We start from the raw sequence: 22,414 nt of genomic DNA on the forward strand, positions 1-22,414 counted from the left end.
GGTCAGCTACCCAGTTCGGCCTCGATCAGGGCCTTGAACCCTTCATAAGCCTGGTTCTCGACCTTCTTGCCATTGATCATGAAGCTGGGGGTCGAGTTGATCTCGTCCCGGGTCGCGTGCTCCTGATACCAGGCCACCAGCGTCTGTGCCATGGTGGCATCGCCCAGACACGCCTCCAGCTTGTCATTCTCGATCCCGGCCAGGCGGCCGATCTTGCGAAGCTCCTCGGCGATCTCGGCCGGGCCACCGGCGCGCGACCATTCGGCTTGCCCCTTGTAGATCAGGTCGGAAATGCCAAAGAACTTCTCAGGGCCCGCACAGCGTGCCACCATCGAGGCCCAGAGACCGTAACGGTCGAAATACACCTCGCGATAGACAAAGCGCACCTTGCCGGTGTCGATGAAATCGGCCTTGAGTTGCTTGTAGGGGCCCTGGTGAAACGCCGCGCAATGCGGGCAGGTATACGAGGCATATTCGATGATTTCGACGGGCGCGTCCTCGGCCCCTTGCACCATCTCGACAATGGTCGAGGTATCGATTTCGGCCTGCTGCGCCTCGGCGCCGCCGATAAACGGGTTGGCGGGCAGGTTGCCCTGTGACGGCAGGGTCAGCCAGTAGGCCCCCGCCACGACAGCCACACCGGCAAACACCAAGGTTCCCAAACGGTTCATCTTTCTGCCCTTCCTCAAGATTTCTGTCTCGATAAAACGTTCTGCGCCAGCCTTTCAAGGGCCGCGCGCAAATCTTCATCTTTGGCGCCATCGGCCACCCGCGCCGCTTCGGCAACGATCTCGGGGCGCGGGACGCTGGTGGCGGTCTTGGGGCGGTGCTCGAATGTGGCCTGACCTTCGGCAAAGCCCACGGGCGCGGTCTGGGTGATGCGGACCCGGCTGATGGCGTTATAGCCATAGGCGGCGTTCACCCGTTCGCGCAGCTGTTCCTTCTGCATTTCCAGCATCGGCGCCTGGGCCCCGGTGGTCAGCACCGTCAGCGTCGCGCCAAAGCCACCCTTGCCATAGCCGATGTTGACCGGGCGGGCGATGGCGGCCAGATCCTGTCCGACGATCTCGGCCCAGTGGGTCAGCACCCGGCCCACGGCAAAGCCGCGTGTTTCGCCAGCGCGGCGAATCTGGTCACCCAGCACGCTGGCGGTGCGCTTGAAACCACGGGTCGAGGAACGTCTGCTTGCCATCTGGAATCCGACTCTGTTGCCGCTATTCTAAGGCCCACGCACTGCGGCACCAGTGAAACCGATAGAAGCAAGGGAATTTTCGTGCGCGACCTCCAACACTTTGACGTGAGCGGTGCGCTGCTCGACTGGTACGACCGCCACGCGCGCGAAATGCCGTGGCGGGTGGGGCCAGCTGCGCGCGCGGCAGGCACGCGCCCCGACCCCTATCGCGTCTGGCTGTCAGAAGTGATGCTGCAACAGACCACCGTGGCGGCAGTGCGCGACTATTTCCACCGCTTCACCACCCGCTGGCCAACGATTGCGGCACTGGCTGCCGCACCGGACGAGGCGGTGATGGGAGAATGGGCGGGCCTTGGCTATTACGCCCGCGCCCGCAATCTGCTGAAATGTGCGCGCGCGGTAAGTGAGGAGCACGGCGGCCAGTTCCCCGACAGCTACGAGGGGTTGATCGCCCTGCCCGGCATCGGCCCCTATACCGCCGCTGCCATCGCCGCCATCGCCTTTGACCGGTCCGAGACGGTGCTGGACGGTAATGTGGAACGGGTGATGGCGCGGCTACACGACGTGCAAGAGCCGCTTCCGGGCGTGAAGCCGGTGCTGAAGGAGCACGCCGCCGCGATAACCCCGGCCAAGCGGCCCGGCGATCACGCCCAGGCGGTGATGGATCTGGGCGCGACGATCTGCACCCCGCGCTCGCCCGCCTGCGGAATCTGTCCGCTGCGCCCCCCCTGCCTAGCCCGCCAGCGCGGCACCGCCGCCGACCTGCCCCGCAAAAGCCCCAAAAAGCCCAAGCCGATCCGCCATGGGCATGTCTATCTGGCGCAGCATTCCGACGGTGGCTGGCTGATGGAGCGTCGCCCGGACAAGGGTCTGTTGGGCGGCATGTTGGGTTGGCCCGGTTCGGACTGGTCCGAGGCCCCCGAACCCTCTCCCCCCTTCGAGGCCCAATGGCGCGAACTGCCCGCAGAGGTGCGCCACACCTTTACCCATTTCCACCTGATCCTGCGCATTCATACGGCACCGCTAGAGGTCGACACCGCGCCCGAGGGGCTGGTCATCATCGACAAACACGCCTTTCGCCCATCAGACCTGCCCACGGTGATGCGCAAGGCCTTCGACCTCTGGCGCGGCCAATAGCGTCATGGGCAGACCCCGAAAAAACAGTTATGTTTCAGGCATTCGGATGTGGAGCCTGCAATGATCCCCACGGAAACCCTGGCCCGTTGGCAAAGTGCCTTGCCGTTCTGGCTGTCCTTCCTTCTGATCCCGCTGGTCTGGATCGTGGCCAGCCAGGGCGGATGGTGGCTGTTGGCGGTGCCGCTTTCGACCTGGTGGGCGTTTGCGGTTTACGATCAGGTAACGGGCCTCAACGAGGAAAACGCCGACCCCCAGACCGGTGACGAGGCGTTGGGCTGGTACATCCTGCTGCCCAAGCTCTGGGTGCCGCTGCAATTCGTCACGCTTTACGGGCTGATCTGGTACGCCACGCGCGCCGAACACCTGTCGACCGGTGAAAAGATCGCGCTGTTCTTTGGGGTCGGGGTGATTACCGGGACCATCGGCATCAACTATTCCCACGAATTGATGCATCAGAAGAACCGGTTTGAGCGCTGGCTGGGCGATATCCTGCTGGCCATGGTGCTTTACTCGCATTTCCGGTCCGAGCACCTTCTGGTGCACCACCGCCATGTGGGCACCCCGCGCGACCCTGTCACCGCGCGTTACAACGAGGGGTTCCACAGGTTCTATCCGCGCGTCCTGGTGCAATGCCTACGCTCGGCCTTTCGCGCAGAACGCGAGATGCTGGCCCGCAAGGACCGGCGCTGGACCGATCCGGCCAATCCGTTCTGGCGCTATTGGGCCTTGCAGGGGTTGATGCTGGCGCTGGCCGGGCTGCTGGGCGGTTGGGCCGGGATCGGCCTGTTCCTGGTGCAGGCAGGCACCGCGATCTGGCAGTTGGAACTGGTGAACTATGTCGAGCATTACGGCCTGACCCGCAAATACCTGGGCGACGGCAAATACGAACATGTGATGCCGCGCCATTCCTGGAACGCGGCGCAAAAGGCCTCGAACTGGCTGCTGATCAACCTGCAACGCCATTCGGACCATCACTACAAGCCCGACCGGCGGTTTCCCCTGTTGCAAAACCATACCGAGGCGGATGCGCCGCAGTTGCCCTATGGCTATCCGGTGATGACGGTGGCGGCGATGATCCCACCGCTCTGGCGGCGAGTGATGAACCCGCGTGTGCGGGCTTGGCGGCACCGGTATTACCCCGAAATCACCGACTGGAAGCCCTATAACAAGGCGCTGAACCCGACCCCGCGTTGAGTACTGTTACAGAACCCAGACCGCCATCGGATCCGTCATGCCCGGGATCATCTCGTCCCGGCGTTCGTCGAACCCATCCATCAGGATCGCCCCACCCTCTACCTCCACCTGGCGGCGCAGATCGTCGCTGATCACAATGCCGGCGTCATAGACCCGCGACTGGGCTTCCAGCTTGGCGGCAACGTTCACCGTGTTTCCGATCACAGCGAATTCCAGCCGATTGGCACCGATATCACCCAGAACCGCAGGGCCGTAATGCACACCGATCCCGGCCCGGATCTCGGGCTCGCCCTGGCGGCGGCGCTCGCGGTTCCAATCACCGATCACCTTGGCCATGGCGCGGGCACAGGCCAGCGCGTTGCTGCCATCGGTCTCGCCGGCCACCGGGGTGCCGAATGTCGCCATCAGCCCGTCCCCCAGGTATTTGTCGAGTGTGCCGTTATGGCGGAACACTTCACCCTCCATCCGGGCGTGAAAACCACGCAGCACCTCGATCACCTCATAGGGGTCGCGCCCTGCGGCAAAACGGGTAAAGCCGATGATGTCGATGAACAAAACGGCGATATCCTGTTGCCGCACCTGTTTCAGCGGCTCGTCATTCTGGCTGAGCGCATCGACCACATTGGGCGAGAAATAGCGCGACAGGTTGGCGCGTTCGCGTTCCAGCCCGGCATTGGTGGTCAAGAGCCGGTTGAAACGCCGTACAGTCACCCCGAGCGTGACCGCAACGATCAGGAACACCACCACCTCTTGCACGCGGAGTTGAACCATGAAGCTGTTGGGCTCCATCACTTCGGCCACGTCGGGGAAATCCGCAAATGCCGCCTGCGCGCGGGCGCTTAGCTCGGCAATTGGCTCGGACTGCCACCGTGCAACAACCCAGCCAAGCGTCCACAGGATCGCGGTCCATGTGCCGATTGTAATCACCGTACGCCAGGAATAGGCCAGCGTCCCCGCCGCCAGGATGACAAAGAAGTACTGGAAATTGTCGAACCGGTACTGCATCGCCAGCGGTCGCACGTCGTCGGACAGCGGGTTGGGTATCACCATGCCCAACGTCATGATCAGCAGATCGGCAAGGATCAGCAAGAGCTCCAGCCGCGATTGCCCGACACGCCCCGCCCGCCGGATGAACCAGCCATTGACAGCGAGCAGCGCCAGAATGCCGTGGTAATAGATCACGTCCCAATGCGGGTTCACAAAGATGAGCAGCACCGAGATCACTGCCATCGCGACCCAGCGCGCGCGCACCGCCAGTTCCAGCCCTTCGCGCTTGTGCTTGCTCAGCGCCGCCTGAGTAAACCGGTTGTCGAAATCGAACTCGTCGGGCTGGGTGAAAAAGAACCGCTCACGGCGCGGAGGCGCGGCTGTGCTGTCGGTCATGAGTGCTTTCCTTCGTTCCTGCCCTTACAGATAGGCATAATAGGCCGGCGCGGGTACCGGGTGCGACAAAGAAAAAACCCCGCCGACATGCGGCGGGGCAAGGTGTAGTGCCATGTGTCAGGCCACAGGCACCGGCGGTATTCTTGGGATCTTACGAGGTCAGTTTTCCAGTTCCGCCCGGATTTGCTGGCGCAGAACATCGATCGGCACCGTCTTGCCGTCACGCTTGAAGCACCAGTAGGTCCAGCCATTGCACGACGGCGCATTTTCCAGATGCGCGCCCACCTGGTGGATGGAACCCTTGATATTCTGGCCGATCAGCGTGCCATCGGCGCGCACCTTGGCCTTGTGCCGCTGGTTCATGCTGTAAAGCTCTTCGCCCGGACGCAGCATGCCGCGCTCAACCAACTGACCAAAGGGAATGCGGGGCTCGGCCCGTTTGCTGGCGCTGACTTCCAGCGCCTCGCGGTCGAACTTGCGCACCTTGGCGATACGTTTTTCGGCGACCTTGCGATAGGCTTCCTCACGCTCGATGCCGATGAACTCGCGGCCCAGCATCTTGGCGACCGCACCGGTGGTGCCGGTGCCAAAGAACGGGTCGAGCACCACATCACCCGGATTGGTCGAGCTGACCAGAACCCGGTGCAGCAGCGCCTCGGGCTTTTGCGTGGGATGCGCCTTGTCGCCGTTTTCATCCTTGAGCCGCTCATGCCCGGTGCAGATCGGCATGACCCAGTCGCTGCGCATCTGCACACCTTCGTTCAGCGCCTTGAGCGCCTCATAGTTGAACGTGTACTTGGCGCCTTCGGCCTTGGACGCCCAGATCATCGTCTCATGGGCATTGGTGAACCGCTTGCCGCGGAAATTCGGCATCGGGTTCGATTTGCGCCATACCACGTCGTTGAGGATCCAGTACCCCGCATCCTGAAGCGCCGAGCCGACCCGGAAGATGTTGTGATAGGAGCCGATCACCCAGATCGCGCCATTGGGTTTCAACAGTCTCCGGGCGGCCTTCAGCCAGTCGCGCGTGAACTGGTCATAGGCGGCAAAGCTGGAAAACTGGTCCCAGTGGTCATCGACCGCGTCCACCTGGCTGTTGTCGGGGCGATGCAGCTGGCCCTTGAGTTGCAGGTTATATGGCGGATCGGCAAAGATCAGATCCACCGACGCCTCTGGCATCGCGTTCATCACGTCGATGCAGTCGCCGGCTAAAATCGTGTTTAAAGGGAGCGCTGTTGCGCCCTTTGTCTTGGTCGTCGTCATAGTCTGCCTCAAGTTCCACGGCGCTTTTTGCGCTCATTTGGTTGATGACAGGATGAGTCAAACCGGATTCGCGGTCAATTTCTTTTTTGAATCAGCGAGTTACGATTTACTCTTGATACAATATCTTGTGCACTGTCTTGAAAGAACGCCTATGGTGTGGGGTTGCGCCAAGATCTTGCAAAGCCGCACGATGCTCTTTTGTCGGGTATCCGGCGTTGCGTTCCCAACCATAGCCGGGATGCTGTTGCGCCAAATCCACCATCAGCCGATCGCGCCATGTTTTTGCCACAATCGAGGCCGCCGCAATCGACACCGACCGCCCGTCGCCTTTGATCACCGCCTGCGACGGGATGCTGAGCCCGGCGGGAATCAGGTTTCCGTCGATCAGCAGGAAATCGGGTGCCGGGTCCAGAGCGGCCACCGCACGCTCCATAGCCAGATGCGAGGCGCGCAGGATGTTGAGGGCGTCGATCTCCTCGACGCTGGCCTCGGCGATGCTCACCTGAGCACTGGCATGCAGGATATCGTACAACCGCTCGCGCCGGGCGGCCGTCAGTTTCTTGGAATCGTTCAGCCCCGCAGGAATGGCCGCAGGGTCCAGCACCACCGCCGCTGCAACCACCGGGCCGGCCAATGGGCCGCGCCCAACCTCGTCAACGCCGGCGATACGAATGCGGCCTTGCTCTGTCAGGGCCGCTTCGAGCTGGTAATCAGGCTGTGTCATGCCCCTTGGTTGACCTGAATTCACGTCTCGGGACAAGCAAAAAGGCAGGGAGCCATGCCCCCTGCCCCACGGCCCCTTACGGGCCTCCTGCTCGACCTCAGTTGGAATAGGCGACGCGATAGCCGAACTGGCGCAGGCAGTTGGGCTCGTAAGCGTTCCGGGTCCGCTCGCCATTCCAATAGGACACCTTGCACTGCTGCGGCAGACTGTTGGCATGGCCATAATGCCGCGTCAGGCAACGTGCACCCAGCACCGGACCATGACCGCGATAGCCATCCGCCTCGCGCAAGCAGCGCGACGGCAGATTATAGCGTGCCACATCGGTCGGCAGCGGCTTGGCGCGGCGATGCGGGTCATGCGTCGGATACGGGTTGTGTTGGTTGCGGGTGGCGTGCTCTTGCTGGCGGCGGCGATCCTTCTTCTTGTCATAGTGATGAACGGCGGCACCCAGGATGGCGATGGCCGCCAGACCACCCAGAATGTCATGCGCATCGGCGGCACGAGCCTGGCTGACAGAGACACCAGTGACGGCGATGGCGGTGGACAGGACAAGAGCGATGAACTTGCGGTGCATGAGAGGGATCCTTTCGGTTGTCTGTTCTCTGGCCCGCATCGTCACGGGCGGTGGTGATGTGCCAAACCTGCGCCCGCCCCGTCCGGACAAGCAATATCGCCCCTCTGTTATCCGATATCAGCCCCGCTATCGCCCTGCGGTTATTGAATATCCTCGCCTCAGGGCGCAGGATAATGGCCATGAAACAGTTCTCCCAAATCCTGGCCCTTCTGGCCCTGATCGCGGCCCCCGCCAGCGCCGGCGCCGCGGAATGCTATGCCGATTACAAGGCCAAGCAGGAACAGCCGTTGCGGCTGCATTACGGTGTCATGCAGGTCTCCGGCTGTTCCGCCGGACAGGCCACACCCGAGGTCGCCGCCCGCCTGCAAGCTGCCGGCTGGACCCTGCTCAACGTGCTTTCGGTCTTTGGACCCGAGGGACTGGACCAGAGGAAGGCCGATGCCGGACCCTATTTTCTCCGTTTCTGAGGCACGCCGGTCAGGTACCCGGCTGATCGGGTTCGGCATCGCCGCCATCGTCGTCATCCTGGCGACGGCGGCCACCTTTCTGCTGCTGACCCTGCCCGACGCCAACGCGTTCAACGCGCGGGTCGAGCGGGTGTTCATCGAAAACGATCTGACCACCCAGGCCGAGATCCGGCTGCTGGAGATCCTGGCCCAATCCGGCACCGCCTTTGCCGACACCCTGTCGAGCTATCGCATGGTAATTTTCGTGCTGCTGGTCTTTGCCAGTGCCATGATGATCGCGGCACTGGCCTTTCTGGCGATGCTGGTGCTGCTCAACCGTCGCATGGCCCAGATCGAGCGCACCGGCATTCAGGTGACCTCGCTGCTGATCAGCCGCGAGGAGAACACCGTCTACCTCAACAACATGGAGTTCCAGCTGACCCCCGCCGCCATCGAGACCCTCGCCGTGCTGGCCGAGGCGCGGATGGATGACGAGGTGCTATCGGGGTCGCAGATCGAATCCGTGATCTCGGGCCGGGCTGCCGCCGATTGTGACGAGGCCGCTGGGGCCACCCGGATCAAGCGGCTGCGCGACACGCTGGGCAACCAGATGATCAGCGCCCTGCTGGTCAAGAACATCGCCAAACGCGGTTATATGCTGGCGATCGAGAAAAGCGTGATCCAGATGGTCTGATGCATCAGTGATTGGGCGACTCGCGTCCCGGCGCGGGTCGCGACTGCGATTGCGCGGGCGGCCAGGCCGGGCAGGCGCAGGTGGCGCGATTGTCGAGGATCAACTCATCCCGGATATGCGGGCATGTTGGCGGCGGCCCCGAGACCCAGGCAGGACGGTTGGTCGCCTGGCAGACCGCGATACAGATACATTGATCCCGCGTCGGCTGGGGTATCCGGCTGTGCTGCGCCTCGAGCGGTGCAATTGGGGCAATGACAAGAGCTGTCATCAGAAGAGATCGCATCAGCTGCCTCACCGATAATTTCAGTTTCGTGCCCTTGGCATTCACCCCCCCTGCCCCCATCCTATGACCTGACGGGCAAAAAGGAGGATGTCGATGAACGTCCATGCCACCCCACGGGCCCAGAGCTATGACATCAGTATCGAACCGCTTGACGGAAAGGTCGAGGTGTATCGCAACGATGTGCTGCTGGCGGCAACGACCCGCGCATTGGTGATGTACGAGACCCGCCTGGCGCCGGCAATCTACATCCCGCGCGACGACGTGCTGGTGCCGCTGGGAGATTCGACCGAGCTTCAGACCTTTTGCCCGTTCAAGGGCACCGCCAGTTACCGCGACATGTATGTCGGCGCGGAGAAGGTGGCCAATGCGGTCTGGTCCTACGATACGCCTTTACCCGAGAGCGCCGGCATACGCGGTTATGTCGGGTTCATGCCGCAGGCCCATACGCGGATCGAACTGGGCGACAACAGCCTGAACGAGGGGGCGGATGGCCATGTCAGCGGCCCGCTTGTCGACTGGCTGTTGCGCGGTGCGGCTTCGTTCCGTACGGCCGAGGAATTCACCCGCGCGCTGGCCGAAAAGATGCTGGATCACGGGATCGCGGTTTCGCGGCTGAGCGTTCTGGCCTGGTCGCTGCATCCGCTGATCGCAGGCAAGCATTACATCTGGGAAAAGGGGAAGGCCGAGATCTCGACCTATGCGCCGACCTATGAAATCCACGATCATCCGGCCTTCAACAACAGCCCGCTGCGGCATGTGTCAAACGGCCTGGGCGGCATCCGTCAGCGGTTGACAGACGGACCGACCGATACAGAATTCCCGATCATGCAGGAGTTGCGCGCGCAGGGCGCCACCGACTATGTCGCCATGCCGATGCCGTTTTCCGACGGGCGCATCAACGTCTTGACCATGAGCTGCGATCACCCGGACGGGTTCACCACCGCCAATCTGGGCCTCATCTTTGAATGCTCCGCCGTAATCGGCCGCTATTACGAGGTGTTCATGCAGCGCGAGAATGCGCAGTCACTGCTGGAGACCTATGTCGGCAAGCGCAGCGGTGCGCGGGTTCTGGGTGGCGAAATCCGCCGTGGAGACGGCGACGAGATCGACGCCGCGATCATGTTCTGCGATCTGCGCGGATCGACCCGGCTGGAAGAGGAGTTGGGGCGCGCCAGCTATATCGGCGCGTTGAACCGGTTCTTCGAGACGGTGTCCGAAATCGTGCATGCCCATGAGGGCGAGGTCCTGAAGTTCATCGGCGACGCGGTGCTTGCCGTATTTCCTGCCGGCGCAGATGCCCAGACCGCCCATCGTCAGGCCATGACCTCGGCAACCGGGATCGTTACGAAGCTAACCGAAACGCCCGAAGGGGACGTGGCGCTGGATTGTGCCATCGGGCTGGCCTATGGCCGGGTCACCTATGGCAATGTCGGATCGAAGGAACGTCTCGATTTCACCGTGATCGGTCAGGCTGCGAATATCGCGGCGCGGCTGGGCGACTATGGCAAGGCCACCGGGCACAGAATTGTCGTCTCGGAAGAGGTCGAAAGCGCCTGCGGCAATTGCCTGCCGCTGGGTGAAGTCGCGTTGCACAATGTCTCACACCCCGTGACCTGCTATGCGGTCGAGATCGACCGGACAATGTTTCGGGCGCAACAGCCCGAGAGCTGACCGCCCCACCGATCACCGCAGATTGCCCAACAGCGTCAACGCATTCTGGGCCGCTGACGCTGCCAGCGATTGGCTGTTGATCTGTGATCGCGCCAGATAGGCAATGGTCACCTTGTCCAGCATCTCCGGATCGGTGAACTGAGACACTTTGGACGAGCCGGTCAGCGCCTGCAATTTGTCTTCGAATATCTCCAGTTGTTGGTCGATGTCGATACGCCCAAGGCCCGACGGCAGGCCCAGCGCGGTTTCCATCATCTTGCGCAGCGGCGGAACTCCCATCAGGCTGAACCATTTGGCATTGTCGCTTGAGCGGTCTTCGGCAAGGGCCTTCAACTCGTGCTGCGCATAGAGAGCGATCCGCATGGTTTCGTCCTGTTTGCCGATCGCCTGTTCGAACCCTGCCGCCTCGTTCTTGGCAACGATATCCTCCATGAAGGTGACCAGACCGGTTGTCCGCACCTCACCCGGCCCCAGTCCGAACGCCTTGGAGAACTCGCGATAGCGTTTGTCCGAAAGCTTGTTGGCCAGAGCATCGGACGAGGTTGTCCCGTCTTCGAGGATTTTGCGTACAAAGTAAGTATTGTTCAGATCATCCTCGAGGCCGAACGCCCCCAAAGCCACCTGCAAAAGCCGCCGGTCCGACACCAGGTACTCGGCGGTTTTCACCTGACCGATCTTCTCCATGAAGTAGGAGCTTTCGCGATTGCGAGCTGCGGAACTGGAGAAACTCTGCGCCTGGGCATCATAGGTCCGTTGCAGAAACCGCCAGCCGGCAATGCCGCCCGATATCAGAACCGGCTGGTAACTCATTGCGGTCGCAGCGCCAGAATGCGCTCCTCGCGAGGAAGAAGAGTACGCAGGGCCTTGAGGCATTTGTAGGGATGATCCGCGACCAGTGCCTCGGTCGCTTGCGCCAGCGCCTTGCGGCTGTCGGGATCGGTGAAAACCTGGCTGAGTTCCTCGATCCGGCGCAACAGCGACATTCTGGCCTGCTCGGGGTCGCTGTCGCCGGACAAAACCAGTTGTGCGGCATAGCAGACCCGACGCACCGGAGTCGTTGCTTCTTCGGGATGGATCGCATCGCGCAGACGCAGGATATTGGCATCAGGGGTCATGATCGACAATCTGCCGCGGCGGTCACCATTCTCGATCACCGCGCCATTGATCAGAACCCGCTCCTTGGGTGCCAGTTTCAGGACCAAACCGCTCATTCCCTCGCGCCCCCTTGACGCAGGCCGCGCAGGACGGCCGTGTTGATTTCAAGCAAGGGGCGCGGCGAAGCCTCGCGTCGCAACACCTTGCTTGTATGCACCTGAGTGAACTCGGCCAGATAGAAAAGCCGGGCCCGCAGATCGGGCGGCAGGGCGTTTTCGCCCTCTGCCACATTGGCAGCCAGAACCCCCCAGAGTCGGTTGTTCTCGTGCAGCGCCTCGACCAATGTGCCGAACCCCGCGCGCCCCTGCTTGGCGGCGCTGTGCATACGGTGGGTGATCCGGGACAGGACTTCGTATTCCATGTTCCGTGGCGTCCGGGTCGGAGCCGAAGCGGCCGAATAGGCCTGTCGTGCCTGAAGAAGCGCGTTCACGTGATGTCCTTACAGTTGGGAGAGGTCGGCGGTGAGGGGCCGGGGCGCGAACGCCCCGGCAGGATCGCTTAGCGGAACAGCGACAGGATCGACTGCGGCGCCTGGTTGGCGATGGACAGCGACTGAACCGCCAGTTGCTGCTGGACCTGAAGCGCCTGCAAGCGCGCCGAGGTCTCTTCCATATCCGCATCCACCATCGAACCGATGCCCGACTTCAGCGAGTCGGTCAGGTTCGAGATGAAGGTCTTTTGCGTCTCGATCCGCCCCTGAACCGAACCAAAGGCTGCGGCGGCGTCGATCGAGGTGTCGATCAGGGTCTCGACCGTGGCAAGCGCGGCCGTCGCACCAACACCGGTCGATACGTCGATCGTGCTCAGCGCGCCCAATCCACCAGATCCGGCATTGGTGAACTGGCCGCTCACCGTCAGGTCGTTCGCGCCACCATTGGTAAAGTCGAGCGTGCCCGGCGTACCGCTGTCGTAATCGACGACAAGTCCGGCGACACCCAGATCGTCGATCTTGGCCTTCAGGGCCACAGCGACGATGTCTGCCGTGGTGGTCGCTGCCGCATCGTCGGCGGTCACCGTATAGGACACGGTCTCGTCACCAACGGTGATGCTGACCTTGTCACCGGCCACGAAAGCCGCGCCATTCTCGGCAATCTCGATCTGCTCGTTGCCGCCACCATTGTCGAGCGCGATGGCCACGGTGTCGCCATTTGTCGATGCACCCGCCGAGCTGCCCGAGAAGATGTCGTTGGCAGTGTAACCGCCAGTAGACAGATCCTGCCCCGTCACCGTGATCGAGGACGCGGTCACGTTGCCGGCATTGTCACGGTCAAGCGATGCCAGGATCGAAGCGGAACCCGCGGAGCCATTGACCAGGTTCAGCCCGTTGAACTGGGCCGCGCCCACAACGGCCGCGATCTGGTCTTTCAGCGCGGTGACGTCGGCGTTGATCTTGGTGCGGTCAACGTTGTCCTCTTGTGCGGCAACGATCTTGCCCTTCATCTGGGTCAGCAGATCGGTCACGGTTTCAGCCGCGTTGCGGGCAACGGCGACCGTCGATTCACCCAGGCTCAGGCTGTCCTTGATCGCCTTGAACCCCTTGACGTCGGATTCCATCACTTTCGAAATGGCCCAGACGGCCGAGTTGTCCTTGGCGGTGGACACGTTCTTGCCGGTCGAGATGGCGTTCTGGGTCTGCCCCAGATTCATGTTGACCGACTTGAGAGTTTGCAGCGCCACCATTGCGCCATTGTTCGTCAGAATGCTGGACATAGCATCATCCTTTGATCTTGTGGGCCTTTGGCCCGGGTTTGCATCCGCCCCTTCAGGCGTTCGGAAACGTCTTTCTGACGAGTGCGAAAGTCCGGGAGCCGGTCTCGCGCCACGCTCATTCCGAGGTGCGACGCCAGATTTGCCCCCGATCTCCTAATGGTTTGCTAAAGAGGGTATGCTGGTTTCGGCGAATTTGACTCAATTGCCCGCTCACGCCCGTTTCTCCAGCCGGGCGTTACCCGACGTTGCATAGCGTTGCTTGTGGCCTGAGCTGTCATAGGTCTCGAGCCCCTGCCTGACCTTGCGCAGCTCCGACATGCGATGGGCCACTGCCCGGATCCCTTCCAGCGCACTGCTGAGCAGTGCCTGGTTGCGGGTCACCTTGAGGTGAAGCGAACCCAGCTGGTCGCGGCGCAGGTCCGGCGCCGCATTGATCCTGTCGACCAGCCTTTCCTTTTCCTCTGTCATGCGCCCAAGCTGTTCCAGCTCTCCGCGAACCAGCGCGCCGCGCTCCAGTTCAAGCAGCTCGTCAAGCGAGGCGATCAGGTCGTCGAGGTCTTCAGTGCCCATCGCGGGACTCCTTCAATGCGTTGAAGAGTGATTCGGCCAACCCGATGCCGCCGGATTGAGCCAGTTGATCGGCTTGCTGGCGCACCAGGAACGAAGAGAACTGCTCTTCGCCCGCGCCGCCGCCAAATGCGTCGCGTGACTTGCCAAGGCCTGAAGCCTTGAGCATCTCGGCCAGAAACGTCGCCTCAAGCTCGACCGCGACCGCACGCAAGGCGGCATCGGGCGACTGGGATCTGCCGGGCCGGGGGGCGGTTGGGGGTGTGAGTGGTATCTCCATCGGGCGCCTCGAAATTGTTTCGAACTTTCCCGATCAGACAGATAAGCGGTTAAAATAAACGTAACCGGTTTGCGGCAATGGTCAGTCTCGCAACGAAAGAAATTCGCATGACCGGACCGACCAGCTTCCATGTCCCGCCGCTTGCCGGCCAACCCGCAAAGGCGGGAATCGTATCGTCACGCCAGCAGACGGTGACTAGTATCCCGAACGCGGATTTCGCTGCCGTGTTCGACGGCGAAAACGAGATCAAACAAATCCAGGAAACGGTCGAAGCAGTCGTTTCCGAAGACCCCGAAACTTCGGGACAGCCAGATGATTTGGAGCAGTCTGGGCGCAACGAGGGCAAGACCGGCCAACACGCTTCTGATCATGAAACGCGAGACAAAGGACAAAGGGCAATCAGCGACAAGGCCGGTTTGGAAGAGGCCCAAGCAGACAAGGGGTATACCGCTGGGCCGATTGTCTCTGAGCCAGCCGAAAGCGAGCAGATCAGCCATGGGCAGATTGCGCACAATAAGGACCAACAGTCGCGTCCACACGCTTCCGCACCCGGCTCTGGGGCATCCCCGCCGCGCCTGTTCTCACCCTATCGACCGGGTATGTCGCAGTGGTGGCAACCGGGTCCCACAACCTCCGCTGTGTCCGTCGAGACGATCGACGGCGACACATCGGACAAGGTTTCGATGACATCAGGCAATGCCGACACGCCGCCGCTTACTTCGAACCGCTCGTCCTGGTCAGGATCAGCGCCCGAGCGAGCGCCCGTGGCCGAGGACCTGGCACCCACCCCGACACGCACCCTCGAGACAGGAGCATTTGAAGCCCGCATTCAGACGGAGGTCTTGCCGAAAGAACCGGCGCCTCGCCCAAGCTCAATCGAAGAACCTCGACGACCGCGCGGTGCGGCAATCACCGAATCCCAGGCGCAAAACTTTGAACCTGGCACGAGCCTTTCCGGTCAAACGACCGGCGGGCACCCGGTATTGGAAGGACGAAACTCGTCCGTTTCATCCGCAACGAATGCTGACGGGGTGCGCACCACCACCACCGCCGACCTCAACCGGGCGATGCCCACGAAAACCGATACCGGGTCCCATTCTCCCCCGGTTCGGCAGGCCAAGGCACTGGTAGTGTCGACGGGTCAAACCGAACCGCGCGACGTCGTAGACGCGGTCACGTCGCGGGAAATCGACACGCCTCGTCTCCGACATGCCCCCCGTGTCACGGCAGCGGACAAACCGGCTGTGGCCATGACTGCTCCCGCCAGAGGTTTCACCGAGGAAACCGCCGCCCAGCCCAGATCTGCTGCACCAAATCCCGATCCATCTTCAGGGCAACCATCCTCAGCGGGTGAAACCGCCCGTATCGACAAATCTCAGCAAGCGCCAAGAGAGCAAGCCAGCAGCGCACCCCGCTATCTCGCCGGCCCGGCCAGCGTGCACATGGCGTCAAGTTCAGACTCGTCAGCATTGCCACGCTCCACTCCATCGGTTCGGCCCGACTTGGCTGCTACACCGGCATCTCCGGACCGGTATCAAACACCCCACCTACCAGGCATGACAAGCGACGGGATCCCGGAACATGCGGCGGTAAAAAGCGCCAGCTCGGAGTATCAACCGCGGGCCATGGTGGAGGAACCTGGAAGGGCCCCCGCCATTCCAGCGGAAGCGACCGCCAGCAGATTGCGCTCCGTCTCCCATCTTTCGCTGCCACAAGCAGAAGCCACCACCCCACCGGACGCGATGTCACGGCGGTGGACGGAACCCGTTACGCAAGCCGCGTCGGGCGCAGCTTCAGCGACACCCGGTACACAGTCCCGGACCTGGAACACCGCAAGGCCGTTCCCTGCCAGCAACTTGGTCAAGGAAGGCTTCGTCGCCGAACTGGGGATACGGCCCGAAGCCGGAATCGAATTGCCGCCGGATATGCCGTTTGGGTCGACGGGTCATGGCAGCATATCCATGGCGCCATCGGCACCGGGCAACCAGGCCGACTCGGCCCGCCATATCGGCGGGCAGTTGGCAACCGCGGTTGCAAGTCAGACCGGTGCTGACAGTGTCGAGATCGCCCTGGACCCTGAAGAGTTGGGTCGCGTCCAGATGAACCTAAAAACCCGTGGTGATACCCTGACCCTGACAATCGTCGCCGAGCGACCGGAAACCGTTGAACTGATGAGACGCAATATCGATCAGCTTTCATCGGAGTTCCGCCAGATGGGATATGCCGACGTTTCCTTCAGCTTCGGGGGAACCCATAGCGGTGCGCACGGTGACCCGCATCAGCGCTCCGGTGGGAGGGGCGAGATTTCCGAAACAGCAGAAACAGACCGTCCGGACACAGCCAAAGACCGGCCGCGCATCGCCGCCAGCGGACTGGACATGAGGCTTTGAAACATGGTCACAAACGTGAATTCGACACCTGCATCGGCGCAGCAGCAGGCCGGGCAAACCAGCGGCACACAGGAAAAACGCAGCCTAAGTTCCGATTTCGACACGTTCATCCGCATGCTGACGACCCAGGCAAAATATCAGGACCCCCTGGAACCGCTTGATTCCTCGGAATATGCCGCGCAGTTGGCGCAGTTCTCGATGGTCGAGCAGCAGACCAAGACCAACGATATGCTCGCCGCTTTGGTCGAAAAGCTTGGCGCCACAGATATGGCCAAGTTGTCGGGCTGGATCGACAAGCAGGCCCGCGCTGTGGCCCCTGCCAATTTCAACGGTGCGCCGGTCACAGTATCACCCGCCCCGCTTGCGGCCGCCGACAAGGCCTATCTGGTGGTGCGCGACGCACAGGGCGAGATCGTTGACCGCTACCAAGTGCCGGTCTCTGCGGAGCCGGTTGTCTGGACTGGCAAGGAAAGCGACGGGAGTGAGCGCGAGCATGGGCTCTACAGCTTCACCATCCAGAGCTACAAGGCGGACGAGTTGCTGCTGGACAAGGCTGCGGCCGTCTATCACACGGTGCGCGAAGCACAGGTCGAGAATGGCGAAGTGATCTTGATCCTTGACGGCGGACAGGCGATTTTGGCCAGCATGGTAACCGCTGTGCGGGCGAACAGCTGATCTTGCGGCCCGCGGGGCCATGGGCACAGTCCAGTTTGACCTGCGCCCAAAAGCCCGAGGTCGAGCTGATCGAGAACCCGGATATCCCGCCTCAGGAGCTGGTCGCGCAGCTGCGCAAACGTGGTCTGGTGCAGGCCGGCGACCGGTTCGAGACGCTCTATGGCGGGCGGACCAATCGTGTCTGGCGGCTGCACGGCCCGGCCGACGATCTGGTTCTGAAACTCTATCGCAGGGACTTCGACAATCCTCTGTTCGGAAATGACGCCCGGCTTGAGGCGCTCTGCCTCGAACGGCTCTCAGGAACCGGCCTTGCCCCACAATTGCGCGCCTCTGGCACCAATGGGCAAGAGGCATGGGTTGTCTACGATCATGCGCCCGGCGCCCCATGGCGAGCGGATTGCGCCATCGCGGCCCGTGTTCTGGCCGACCTGCATGCGCAATCACCCGATGTCACCGCACCGCCCGGTTGTAACGGCAGCGCCGCCATCAGCCAGCATGCCCTGGCCATTCTGACGCGCTGCGCTGAACCAGAGCGCGGCAAACTCATTCGAATGCGCCCGTACACTGCGCCGGTCGAAGCAGGGCCGACCTGCCTGATCCATGGCGACCCGGTTGCGGGCAATCTACTGGTATCGGACACGCGGGCTGTCCTGATCGACTGGCAATGCCCCGCCATCGGCGACCCGGCCGAGGATTTGGCTATGTTCCTGTCACCGGCCATGCAGCAGGTCTATCGAGGCGCTCCCCTGACCGCGACCGAAGAGAGCCAGTTTCTAGCTACCTATGAGAACCGGGAAACGGTAGTTCGTTACCTGGCGCTGAAGCCGTGGTTTCACTGGCGCATGGCGGCCTATTGCCTTTGGCGGGCTCAGAACGGGGCACCCGATTATGCCCCGGCCTTTGAGCTTGAGAGCGCGGCACTGGCGGCCTGCTGACCGTTCAGAGATCACCCAAACCCAGCACCAGATAGACCGGCGGCATGATCGCACGGCGGAACCGGCCAAGGGGAAAACGCGCCAAGGGTGTCTTCATCGCGTGTGGCAAACCGGGGTCCGAGCCCAGCGCCAGCCGCGCCAATGCGCGCCCAGAATAGGTTCCCATCGCCACCCCGTTGCCGTGATAGGCAAGCCCGGCAAACAGGCCCGGCGTCCCCGGCACCGAGCCGACATAGGGCATCAACCCCCGGGTCAGACAGACCATCCCGGACCACAAGTTGGTTGCCTCGACCCCCGTCCATGCCGGGAACATCGCATTGAAATGCCGACGCAACCGGGCGTGGATACTGGCCTCGGCACGGGGAGAGGACAGCAGCCCACCGCGCATACCGAACAGAAACCTCCGGTCAGGCATCAGGCGAAAATAGTGGAGCAGGTTGCGCGTGTCATAGGCCATCTGGTCCGAGGTCCAGCCCTGCGCCCGCAGTTCCGTATCGGACAGGGGGCGGGTGACCATGACGCTCGACTGCGCGGGCATGTAACGGCCAGCAAGCCAGGGAGGCATGTCCTCGCTGGAATAGCCGTTGGTGCAGATCAGTACGGTCTCTGCCTCGATCCGGGCCTTTGGCGTATGCAGGATATGGCCCCGCGCGCCCTGCTCGATCCGGTTGACAGGGCTGTTTTGGAACAGGCGCGCACCCGACGTCGCAGCAGCAGCAGCCAGGCCGAACAGGTATTTGCGCGGGTTCAAGGCAAAACCGACATCGCTGGTCAGCCCGCCCAGGAACTCTCCGTTCAGACCTTCGGTCGCCAGCTCGTGTTTCTCGTGAAGACGACCATGCCCCGCGTCTGCCTGACGGCGCAGCGCGTCCATGGCGCGGGCGTTATGCGCCAATTGTGTTTCGCCATGCGAGTGGGTGTCAGCACTGATCAGGTGCCGTTCAATCAGGCTGGCGACAAGAGCAACCGCCTCTCTCTCGGCGTCATCGAACGCGCGCGCGCCCTCGGCGCCATAACGTCTGCGTTTCTGGGCATCGCTCAGCTTGGAACCGCCCAGACAGCAGAACCCGCCATTGCGGCCCGAAGCGCCCCAACCGGGGGCCTTGGCCTCGAACACCGCAACCGATACCCCGCTTTCGGCAAGGTGCAACGCGGCCGACATGCCGGTGAAACCACCGCCGATAATCGCGACGTCCGCTCGAATGTCGCCCGCCGCAACGGGCCAGTCCGGCGCGGCGATGGTCTCGTCCCACCAGCAGCCCGCGCGCGGCCCGTCACCATAGGCATACTCGGAAAAGATCCGACGCATCAGCCGCGGGCCGCCGCCTGTTCATCCCGTTTCTGGCGCACCAACGCCTGTTTCGAGATCAACGAGGCGCTGATCACGCCAACGGTGACGATGCCAATCATGATCGTGCTAAGCGCGTTGATCTCGGGGCTGACCCCAAGACGCACCGCCGAGAAGATCTTGATCGGCAGGGTGGTCGCCGCAGGACCCGAGGTAAAGGAGGCGATCACCAGATCGTCCAGCGACAGGGTAAAGGCCAAAAGCCAGCCCGAGATCACCGCAGGCGCGATGATGGGCAGGGTAACCAACCGAAAGGCCTCGGCCGGGGAACAGCCCAAATCCAGCGCCGCCTCTTCCAGCGAGCGGTCGAAAGTAACCAGCCGCGAGGACACCACCACCGAGACATAACACATGGCAAAGGTCGTATGCGCCAATACGATGGTCATCACGCCGCGATCCAGACCGATCCCGATGAAGAGCAGCAAGAGCGACAGGCCGGTGATCACCTCGGGCATCACCAGCGGCGCATAGATCATGCCCGAGAACAGGGTACGGCCCATGAACCGTCCTGCCCGCACCAGCACCAGCGCCGCCATCGTGCCCAGGATGGTGGCCAGGGTCGAGGACATCACGGCAACCTTGAGTGTGACCCAGGCCGCGTTCAGGAACGCATCATTCTGGAACAGCTCGCCATACCATTTGGTCGAGAACCCGGCCCAGACCGTCACCAGCTTGCTCTCGTTGAAGCTGTAGACGATCAGGATCAGCATCGGGATGTAGAGAAACGCAAACCCCAATGTCAGCGACACGGTGTTGAACCAGCTCATCCTGTTCATTTCTCGGCCTCCGCCTGTTTCTGCTGGTTGCGCTGGAACAGCACGATGGGCACCACGAGGATCAAGAGCAGCACCACGGCCACCGCCGAGGCAACCGGCCAGTCGCGGTTCGAGAAGAACTCTTCCCACAGGACCTTGCCGATCATCAGCGTGCCGGACCCGCCCAACAGCGAGGGGATCACAAACTCACCCAAAACCGGAATGAAGACCAGGAAACAGCCCGCGATGATACCAGGCCGGGACAGCGGGATGGTGACCAGCCAAAAGGCCTGCGCCCGCGAACAGCCCAGATCCTCGGCGGCCTCGATCAGCGACCCGTCCAGCCGGTCAAGCGCCGAATAGATTGGCAGGATCATGAAGGGCAGATAGGTATAGACGATACCGATATAGACCGCCGTATTGGTGTTCAGAATGGTCAGCGGCTCTGAGATGATCCCGGTCCAGAGCAGGATCTGGTTCAGGTAGCCTTCGTTCGACAGGATACCCATCCACGCATAGACGCGGATCAGGAACGACGTCCAGAACGGCAGGATCACCAACATCATCAGGGTCGGGCGCCATTCCTCGGGCGCGCGCGCCATGGCATAGGCAATGGGATAGCCCGCCACCAATGTCAGTACCGTCGCTGTCAGCGCGATCTTGAGACTGCTCAGATAGGCTTTCCAATACAGGTCATCTTCGGTCAGAAAGATGAAATTCTCGAAATCCAGTTCCCGGACAAAGGCCATGATGCCTTCGGCCCAGTCGAATTGCGGGAAATAGGGCGGCCGGGCGATGGCCGCATCCGACAGCGAGATTTTGAACACGATGGCGAAGGGCACCAGGAACAGCACCAGAAGCCAGGCATAGGGAATGGCGATCAGCAGGAACCGGCGCATCAGTTTGCCAGCAGCACACCCGCCGTGGCTGTCCATGACAGCCAGACGGTGTCTTCCCAGGTAAAGCTGCGGCGCGAGATGCGGCGCGTGTTCGAGGTCTGCGCCTTGATGATCGAACCGTCCGCGAGTTCGACGTAATAGGTGGACAGGTTGCCGAGATAGGCGATGTCATGCACCCGTCCCTGTACCGCATTGGCGGCGTCGGCGGGGCGTTCGGCGCTGATTGCCACTTTTTCGGGTCGGATGGCCAGATGGCATTTCTGCCCCTTGTCGAACTTGGCAGAGGATTTCGCGGTCAGCGCCGGCTGCCCCTCGGCCCAGTCGATGTGATAGCCGTCTTCGCCCTCGGGCGTGGCGCGGCCCTCGATGATGTTCACGTCGCCGATGAAGTCGGCCACATAGACGGAATTGGGGGTTTCATAGATGCGGTCAGGCGTGGCGACCTGCATCAGCTGGCCCTGATCCATGACCGCGACACGGCTGGCCACGGTCATTGCCTCTTCCTGATCGTGGGTCACGATCACGAATGTGGTGCCCGTCTTCTCCTGGATATCCATCAGTTCGAACTGGGTATCCTGGCGCAGTTTCTTGTCCAGCGCGCCCAGCGGCTCGTCCAGCAGCAACAGTTTCGGTGCCTTGGCCAGCGATCGGGCCAGTGCCACTCGCTGCCGTTGACCGCCCGATATCTGGTGCGGTTTGCGATGGGCGAATTTCTCCAGCCGGACCAGGCGTAGCATCTCTTCGACGCGGGCCTTGATCTCGTCCTTGGACTTGCTGTCGCGACGCAGGCCAAAGGCTATGTTGTCCCAGACGCTGAGATGCGGGAACAAGGCATAGGACTGAAACATCATGTTCACCGCGCGCTTGTTCGGCGGAACCGGCGCAATGTCCTGACCGGCCAGTTCGATAACGCCCTCGGTGGCGGTTTCAAATCCGGCCAGCATGCGCATCATCGTGGTCTTGCCACAGCCGGACGGGCCAAGCAGGGCAAAGAACTCGCGCTCGAAAATATCCAGCGTCAGGTTGTCGATGGCGGTGAATTCGCCAAACCGCTTGGTCACGTTCTTGAAACGGATCAGCGGTTTCGCATCGGGGTCTTCCCAAGGCGCGAAGGTCGATGATTGCAAGGCTGGCCCCCG

At 62.2% G+C, this 22,414-nt stretch carries 24 protein-coding genes; 8 read left to right on the forward strand and 16 right to left on the reverse strand.

Annotated features, from left to right (window positions below):
- Positions 1–2 precede the first annotated feature (2 nt).
- The gene (locus tag AC2FLM_RS20280) at positions 3–671 is read right to left on the reverse strand and encodes a DsbA family protein (protein ID WP_234138364.1); all 669 of its coding nucleotides are present in this window, start codon (positions 669–671) and stop codon (positions 3–5) included.
- A gap of 14 nt (positions 672–685) precedes the next feature.
- The gene (locus tag AC2FLM_RS20285) at positions 686–1,192 is read right to left on the reverse strand and encodes a DciA family protein (RefSeq protein WP_234144436.1); all 507 of its coding nucleotides are present in this window, start codon (positions 1,190–1,192) and stop codon (positions 686–688) included.
- Between the two features lie 81 nt (positions 1,193–1,273).
- Between AC2FLM_RS20285 and mutY the strand changes: the two genes are divergently transcribed.
- Positions 1,274–2,329, forward strand: a complete 1,056-nt coding sequence (mutY, locus tag AC2FLM_RS20290) for an A/G-specific adenine glycosylase (RefSeq protein WP_496859699.1) — start codon at positions 1,274–1,276, stop codon at positions 2,327–2,329.
- Positions 2,330–2,389: 60 nt separating this feature from the next.
- The gene (locus tag AC2FLM_RS20295; RefSeq protein WP_496859700.1) at positions 2,390–3,523 is read left to right on the forward strand and encodes an alkane 1-monooxygenase; all 1,134 of its coding nucleotides are present in this window, start codon (positions 2,390–2,392) and stop codon (positions 3,521–3,523) included.
- Positions 3,524–3,529: 6 nt separating this feature from the next.
- Here the strand turns inward: AC2FLM_RS20295 and AC2FLM_RS20300 are convergent, their stop codons facing one another.
- From AC2FLM_RS20300 to AC2FLM_RS20315, 4 genes are all read right to left on the reverse strand, one after another.
- Entirely contained in the window at positions 3,530–4,906 is a 1,377-nt protein-coding gene (locus tag AC2FLM_RS20300; RefSeq protein WP_496859701.1) for an adenylate/guanylate cyclase domain-containing protein, read from the reverse strand.
- Between the two features lie 159 nt (positions 4,907–5,065).
- Positions 5,066–6,169: a site-specific DNA-methyltransferase gene (locus AC2FLM_RS20305; RefSeq protein ID WP_496859703.1), complete on the reverse strand. Its 1,104-nt coding sequence runs from the start codon at positions 6,167–6,169 to the stop codon at positions 5,066–5,068.
- A 106-nt stretch (positions 6,170–6,275) separates the two neighbouring features.
- Positions 6,276–6,893, reverse strand: a complete 618-nt coding sequence (gene rnhB, locus AC2FLM_RS20310; RefSeq protein WP_234144440.1) for a ribonuclease HII — start codon at positions 6,891–6,893, stop codon at positions 6,276–6,278.
- Between the two features lie 97 nt (positions 6,894–6,990).
- Complete coding sequence (locus AC2FLM_RS20315) at positions 6,991–7,467, reverse strand: hypothetical protein (RefSeq protein ID WP_234138337.1); 477 nt, start codon at positions 7,465–7,467, stop codon at positions 6,991–6,993.
- A 179-nt stretch (positions 7,468–7,646) separates the two neighbouring features.
- On the opposite strand from AC2FLM_RS20315, the gene AC2FLM_RS20320 reads away from it, so the two are divergent.
- The 3 genes from AC2FLM_RS20320 (at position 7,647) to AC2FLM_RS20330 (ending at position 10,561) form a co-directional block, all read left to right on the forward strand.
- Positions 7,647–7,934, forward strand: coding sequence for a hypothetical protein (locus tag AC2FLM_RS20320; RefSeq protein WP_234138334.1), 288 nt, complete (start codon positions 7,647–7,649; stop codon positions 7,932–7,934).
- Positions 7,906–8,607 carry a winged helix-turn-helix domain-containing protein gene (locus tag AC2FLM_RS20325; RefSeq protein ID WP_234138326.1) on the forward strand — a complete coding sequence of 234 codons (702 nt, stop codon included), beginning with the start codon at positions 7,906–7,908 and terminating at the stop codon, positions 8,605–8,607. The genes AC2FLM_RS20320 and AC2FLM_RS20325 overlap by 29 nt, the downstream gene beginning before the upstream one ends.
- 376 nt (positions 8,608–8,983) lie before the next feature.
- Positions 8,984–10,561: a DUF427 domain-containing protein gene (locus tag AC2FLM_RS20330; RefSeq protein WP_496859704.1), complete on the forward strand. Its 1,578-nt coding sequence runs from the start codon at positions 8,984–8,986 to the stop codon at positions 10,559–10,561.
- Between the two features lie 12 nt (positions 10,562–10,573).
- Here AC2FLM_RS20330 and AC2FLM_RS20335 read toward each other — a convergent pair whose 3' ends face one another.
- From AC2FLM_RS20335 to AC2FLM_RS20360, 6 genes are all read right to left on the reverse strand, one after another.
- On the reverse strand, positions 10,574–11,371 hold the full coding sequence (locus AC2FLM_RS20335) for a DUF1217 domain-containing protein (protein ID WP_496859705.1): 798 nt from the start codon (positions 11,369–11,371) through the stop codon (positions 10,574–10,576).
- Entirely contained in the window at positions 11,368–11,772 is a 405-nt protein-coding gene (gene flbT, locus AC2FLM_RS20340; RefSeq protein ID WP_234138298.1) for a flagellar biosynthesis repressor FlbT, read from the reverse strand. Before flbT ends, AC2FLM_RS20335 begins: the two co-directional genes overlap by 4 nt.
- Entirely contained in the window at positions 11,769–12,146 is a 378-nt protein-coding gene (gene flaF, locus AC2FLM_RS20345; RefSeq protein ID WP_234220265.1) for a flagellar biosynthesis regulator FlaF, read from the reverse strand. Before flaF ends, flbT begins: the two co-directional genes overlap by 4 nt.
- Before the next feature lie 68 nt (positions 12,147–12,214).
- On the reverse strand, positions 12,215–13,426 hold the full coding sequence (locus AC2FLM_RS20350; protein WP_234144448.1) for a flagellin: 1,212 nt from the start codon (positions 13,424–13,426) through the stop codon (positions 12,215–12,217).
- Positions 13,427–13,636: 210 nt separating this feature from the next.
- The gene (gene flgN, locus AC2FLM_RS20355; protein WP_496859706.1) at positions 13,637–13,996 is read right to left on the reverse strand and encodes a flagellar export chaperone FlgN; all 360 of its coding nucleotides are present in this window, start codon (positions 13,994–13,996) and stop codon (positions 13,637–13,639) included.
- Complete coding sequence (locus tag AC2FLM_RS20360) at positions 13,986–14,273, reverse strand: rod-binding protein (RefSeq protein ID WP_496859707.1); 288 nt, start codon at positions 14,271–14,273, stop codon at positions 13,986–13,988. Before AC2FLM_RS20360 ends, flgN begins: the two co-directional genes overlap by 11 nt.
- A gap of 107 nt (positions 14,274–14,380) precedes the next feature.
- On the opposite strand from AC2FLM_RS20360, the gene AC2FLM_RS20365 reads away from it, so the two are divergent.
- From AC2FLM_RS20365 to AC2FLM_RS20375, 3 genes are read left to right on the forward strand one after another with little or no spacing between them, the layout of a single operon-like run.
- Positions 14,381–16,663 (forward strand): flagellar hook-length control protein FliK, encoded by a 2,283-nt coding sequence (locus AC2FLM_RS20365; protein WP_496859708.1) that lies wholly within the window; start codon positions 14,381–14,383, stop codon positions 16,661–16,663.
- A 3-nt stretch (positions 16,664–16,666) separates the two neighbouring features.
- Entirely contained in the window at positions 16,667–17,338 is a 672-nt protein-coding gene (locus AC2FLM_RS20370; protein ID WP_496859710.1) for a flagellar hook capping FlgD N-terminal domain-containing protein, read from the forward strand.
- 35 nt (positions 17,339–17,373) lie between these two features.
- Positions 17,374–18,273, forward strand: a complete 900-nt coding sequence (locus AC2FLM_RS20375; protein WP_496859711.1) for a phosphotransferase family protein — start codon at positions 17,374–17,376, stop codon at positions 18,271–18,273.
- Between the two features lie 4 nt (positions 18,274–18,277).
- Here the strand turns inward: AC2FLM_RS20375 and AC2FLM_RS20380 are convergent, their stop codons facing one another.
- From AC2FLM_RS20380 to AC2FLM_RS20395, 4 genes are read right to left on the reverse strand one after another with little or no spacing between them, the layout of a single operon-like run.
- Positions 18,278–19,582 (reverse strand): NAD(P)/FAD-dependent oxidoreductase, encoded by a 1,305-nt coding sequence (locus tag AC2FLM_RS20380; RefSeq protein ID WP_496859713.1) that lies wholly within the window; start codon positions 19,580–19,582, stop codon positions 18,278–18,280.
- The gene (locus AC2FLM_RS20385) at positions 19,582–20,397 is read right to left on the reverse strand and encodes an ABC transporter permease subunit (protein WP_496859714.1); all 816 of its coding nucleotides are present in this window, start codon (positions 20,395–20,397) and stop codon (positions 19,582–19,584) included. Before AC2FLM_RS20385 ends, AC2FLM_RS20380 begins: the two co-directional genes overlap by 1 nt.
- Positions 20,394–21,275, reverse strand: coding sequence for an ABC transporter permease subunit (locus AC2FLM_RS20390; RefSeq protein ID WP_496859715.1), 882 nt, complete (start codon positions 21,273–21,275; stop codon positions 20,394–20,396). The genes AC2FLM_RS20385 and AC2FLM_RS20390 overlap by 4 nt, the downstream gene beginning before the upstream one ends.
- Entirely contained in the window at positions 21,275–22,402 is a 1,128-nt protein-coding gene (locus tag AC2FLM_RS20395; protein WP_234138253.1) for an ABC transporter ATP-binding protein, read from the reverse strand. Before AC2FLM_RS20395 ends, AC2FLM_RS20390 begins: the two co-directional genes overlap by 1 nt.
- Positions 22,403–22,414: the final 12 nt, after the last annotated feature.

It is taken from the genome of Ruegeria sp. SAZD011, from assembly GCF_059612545.1.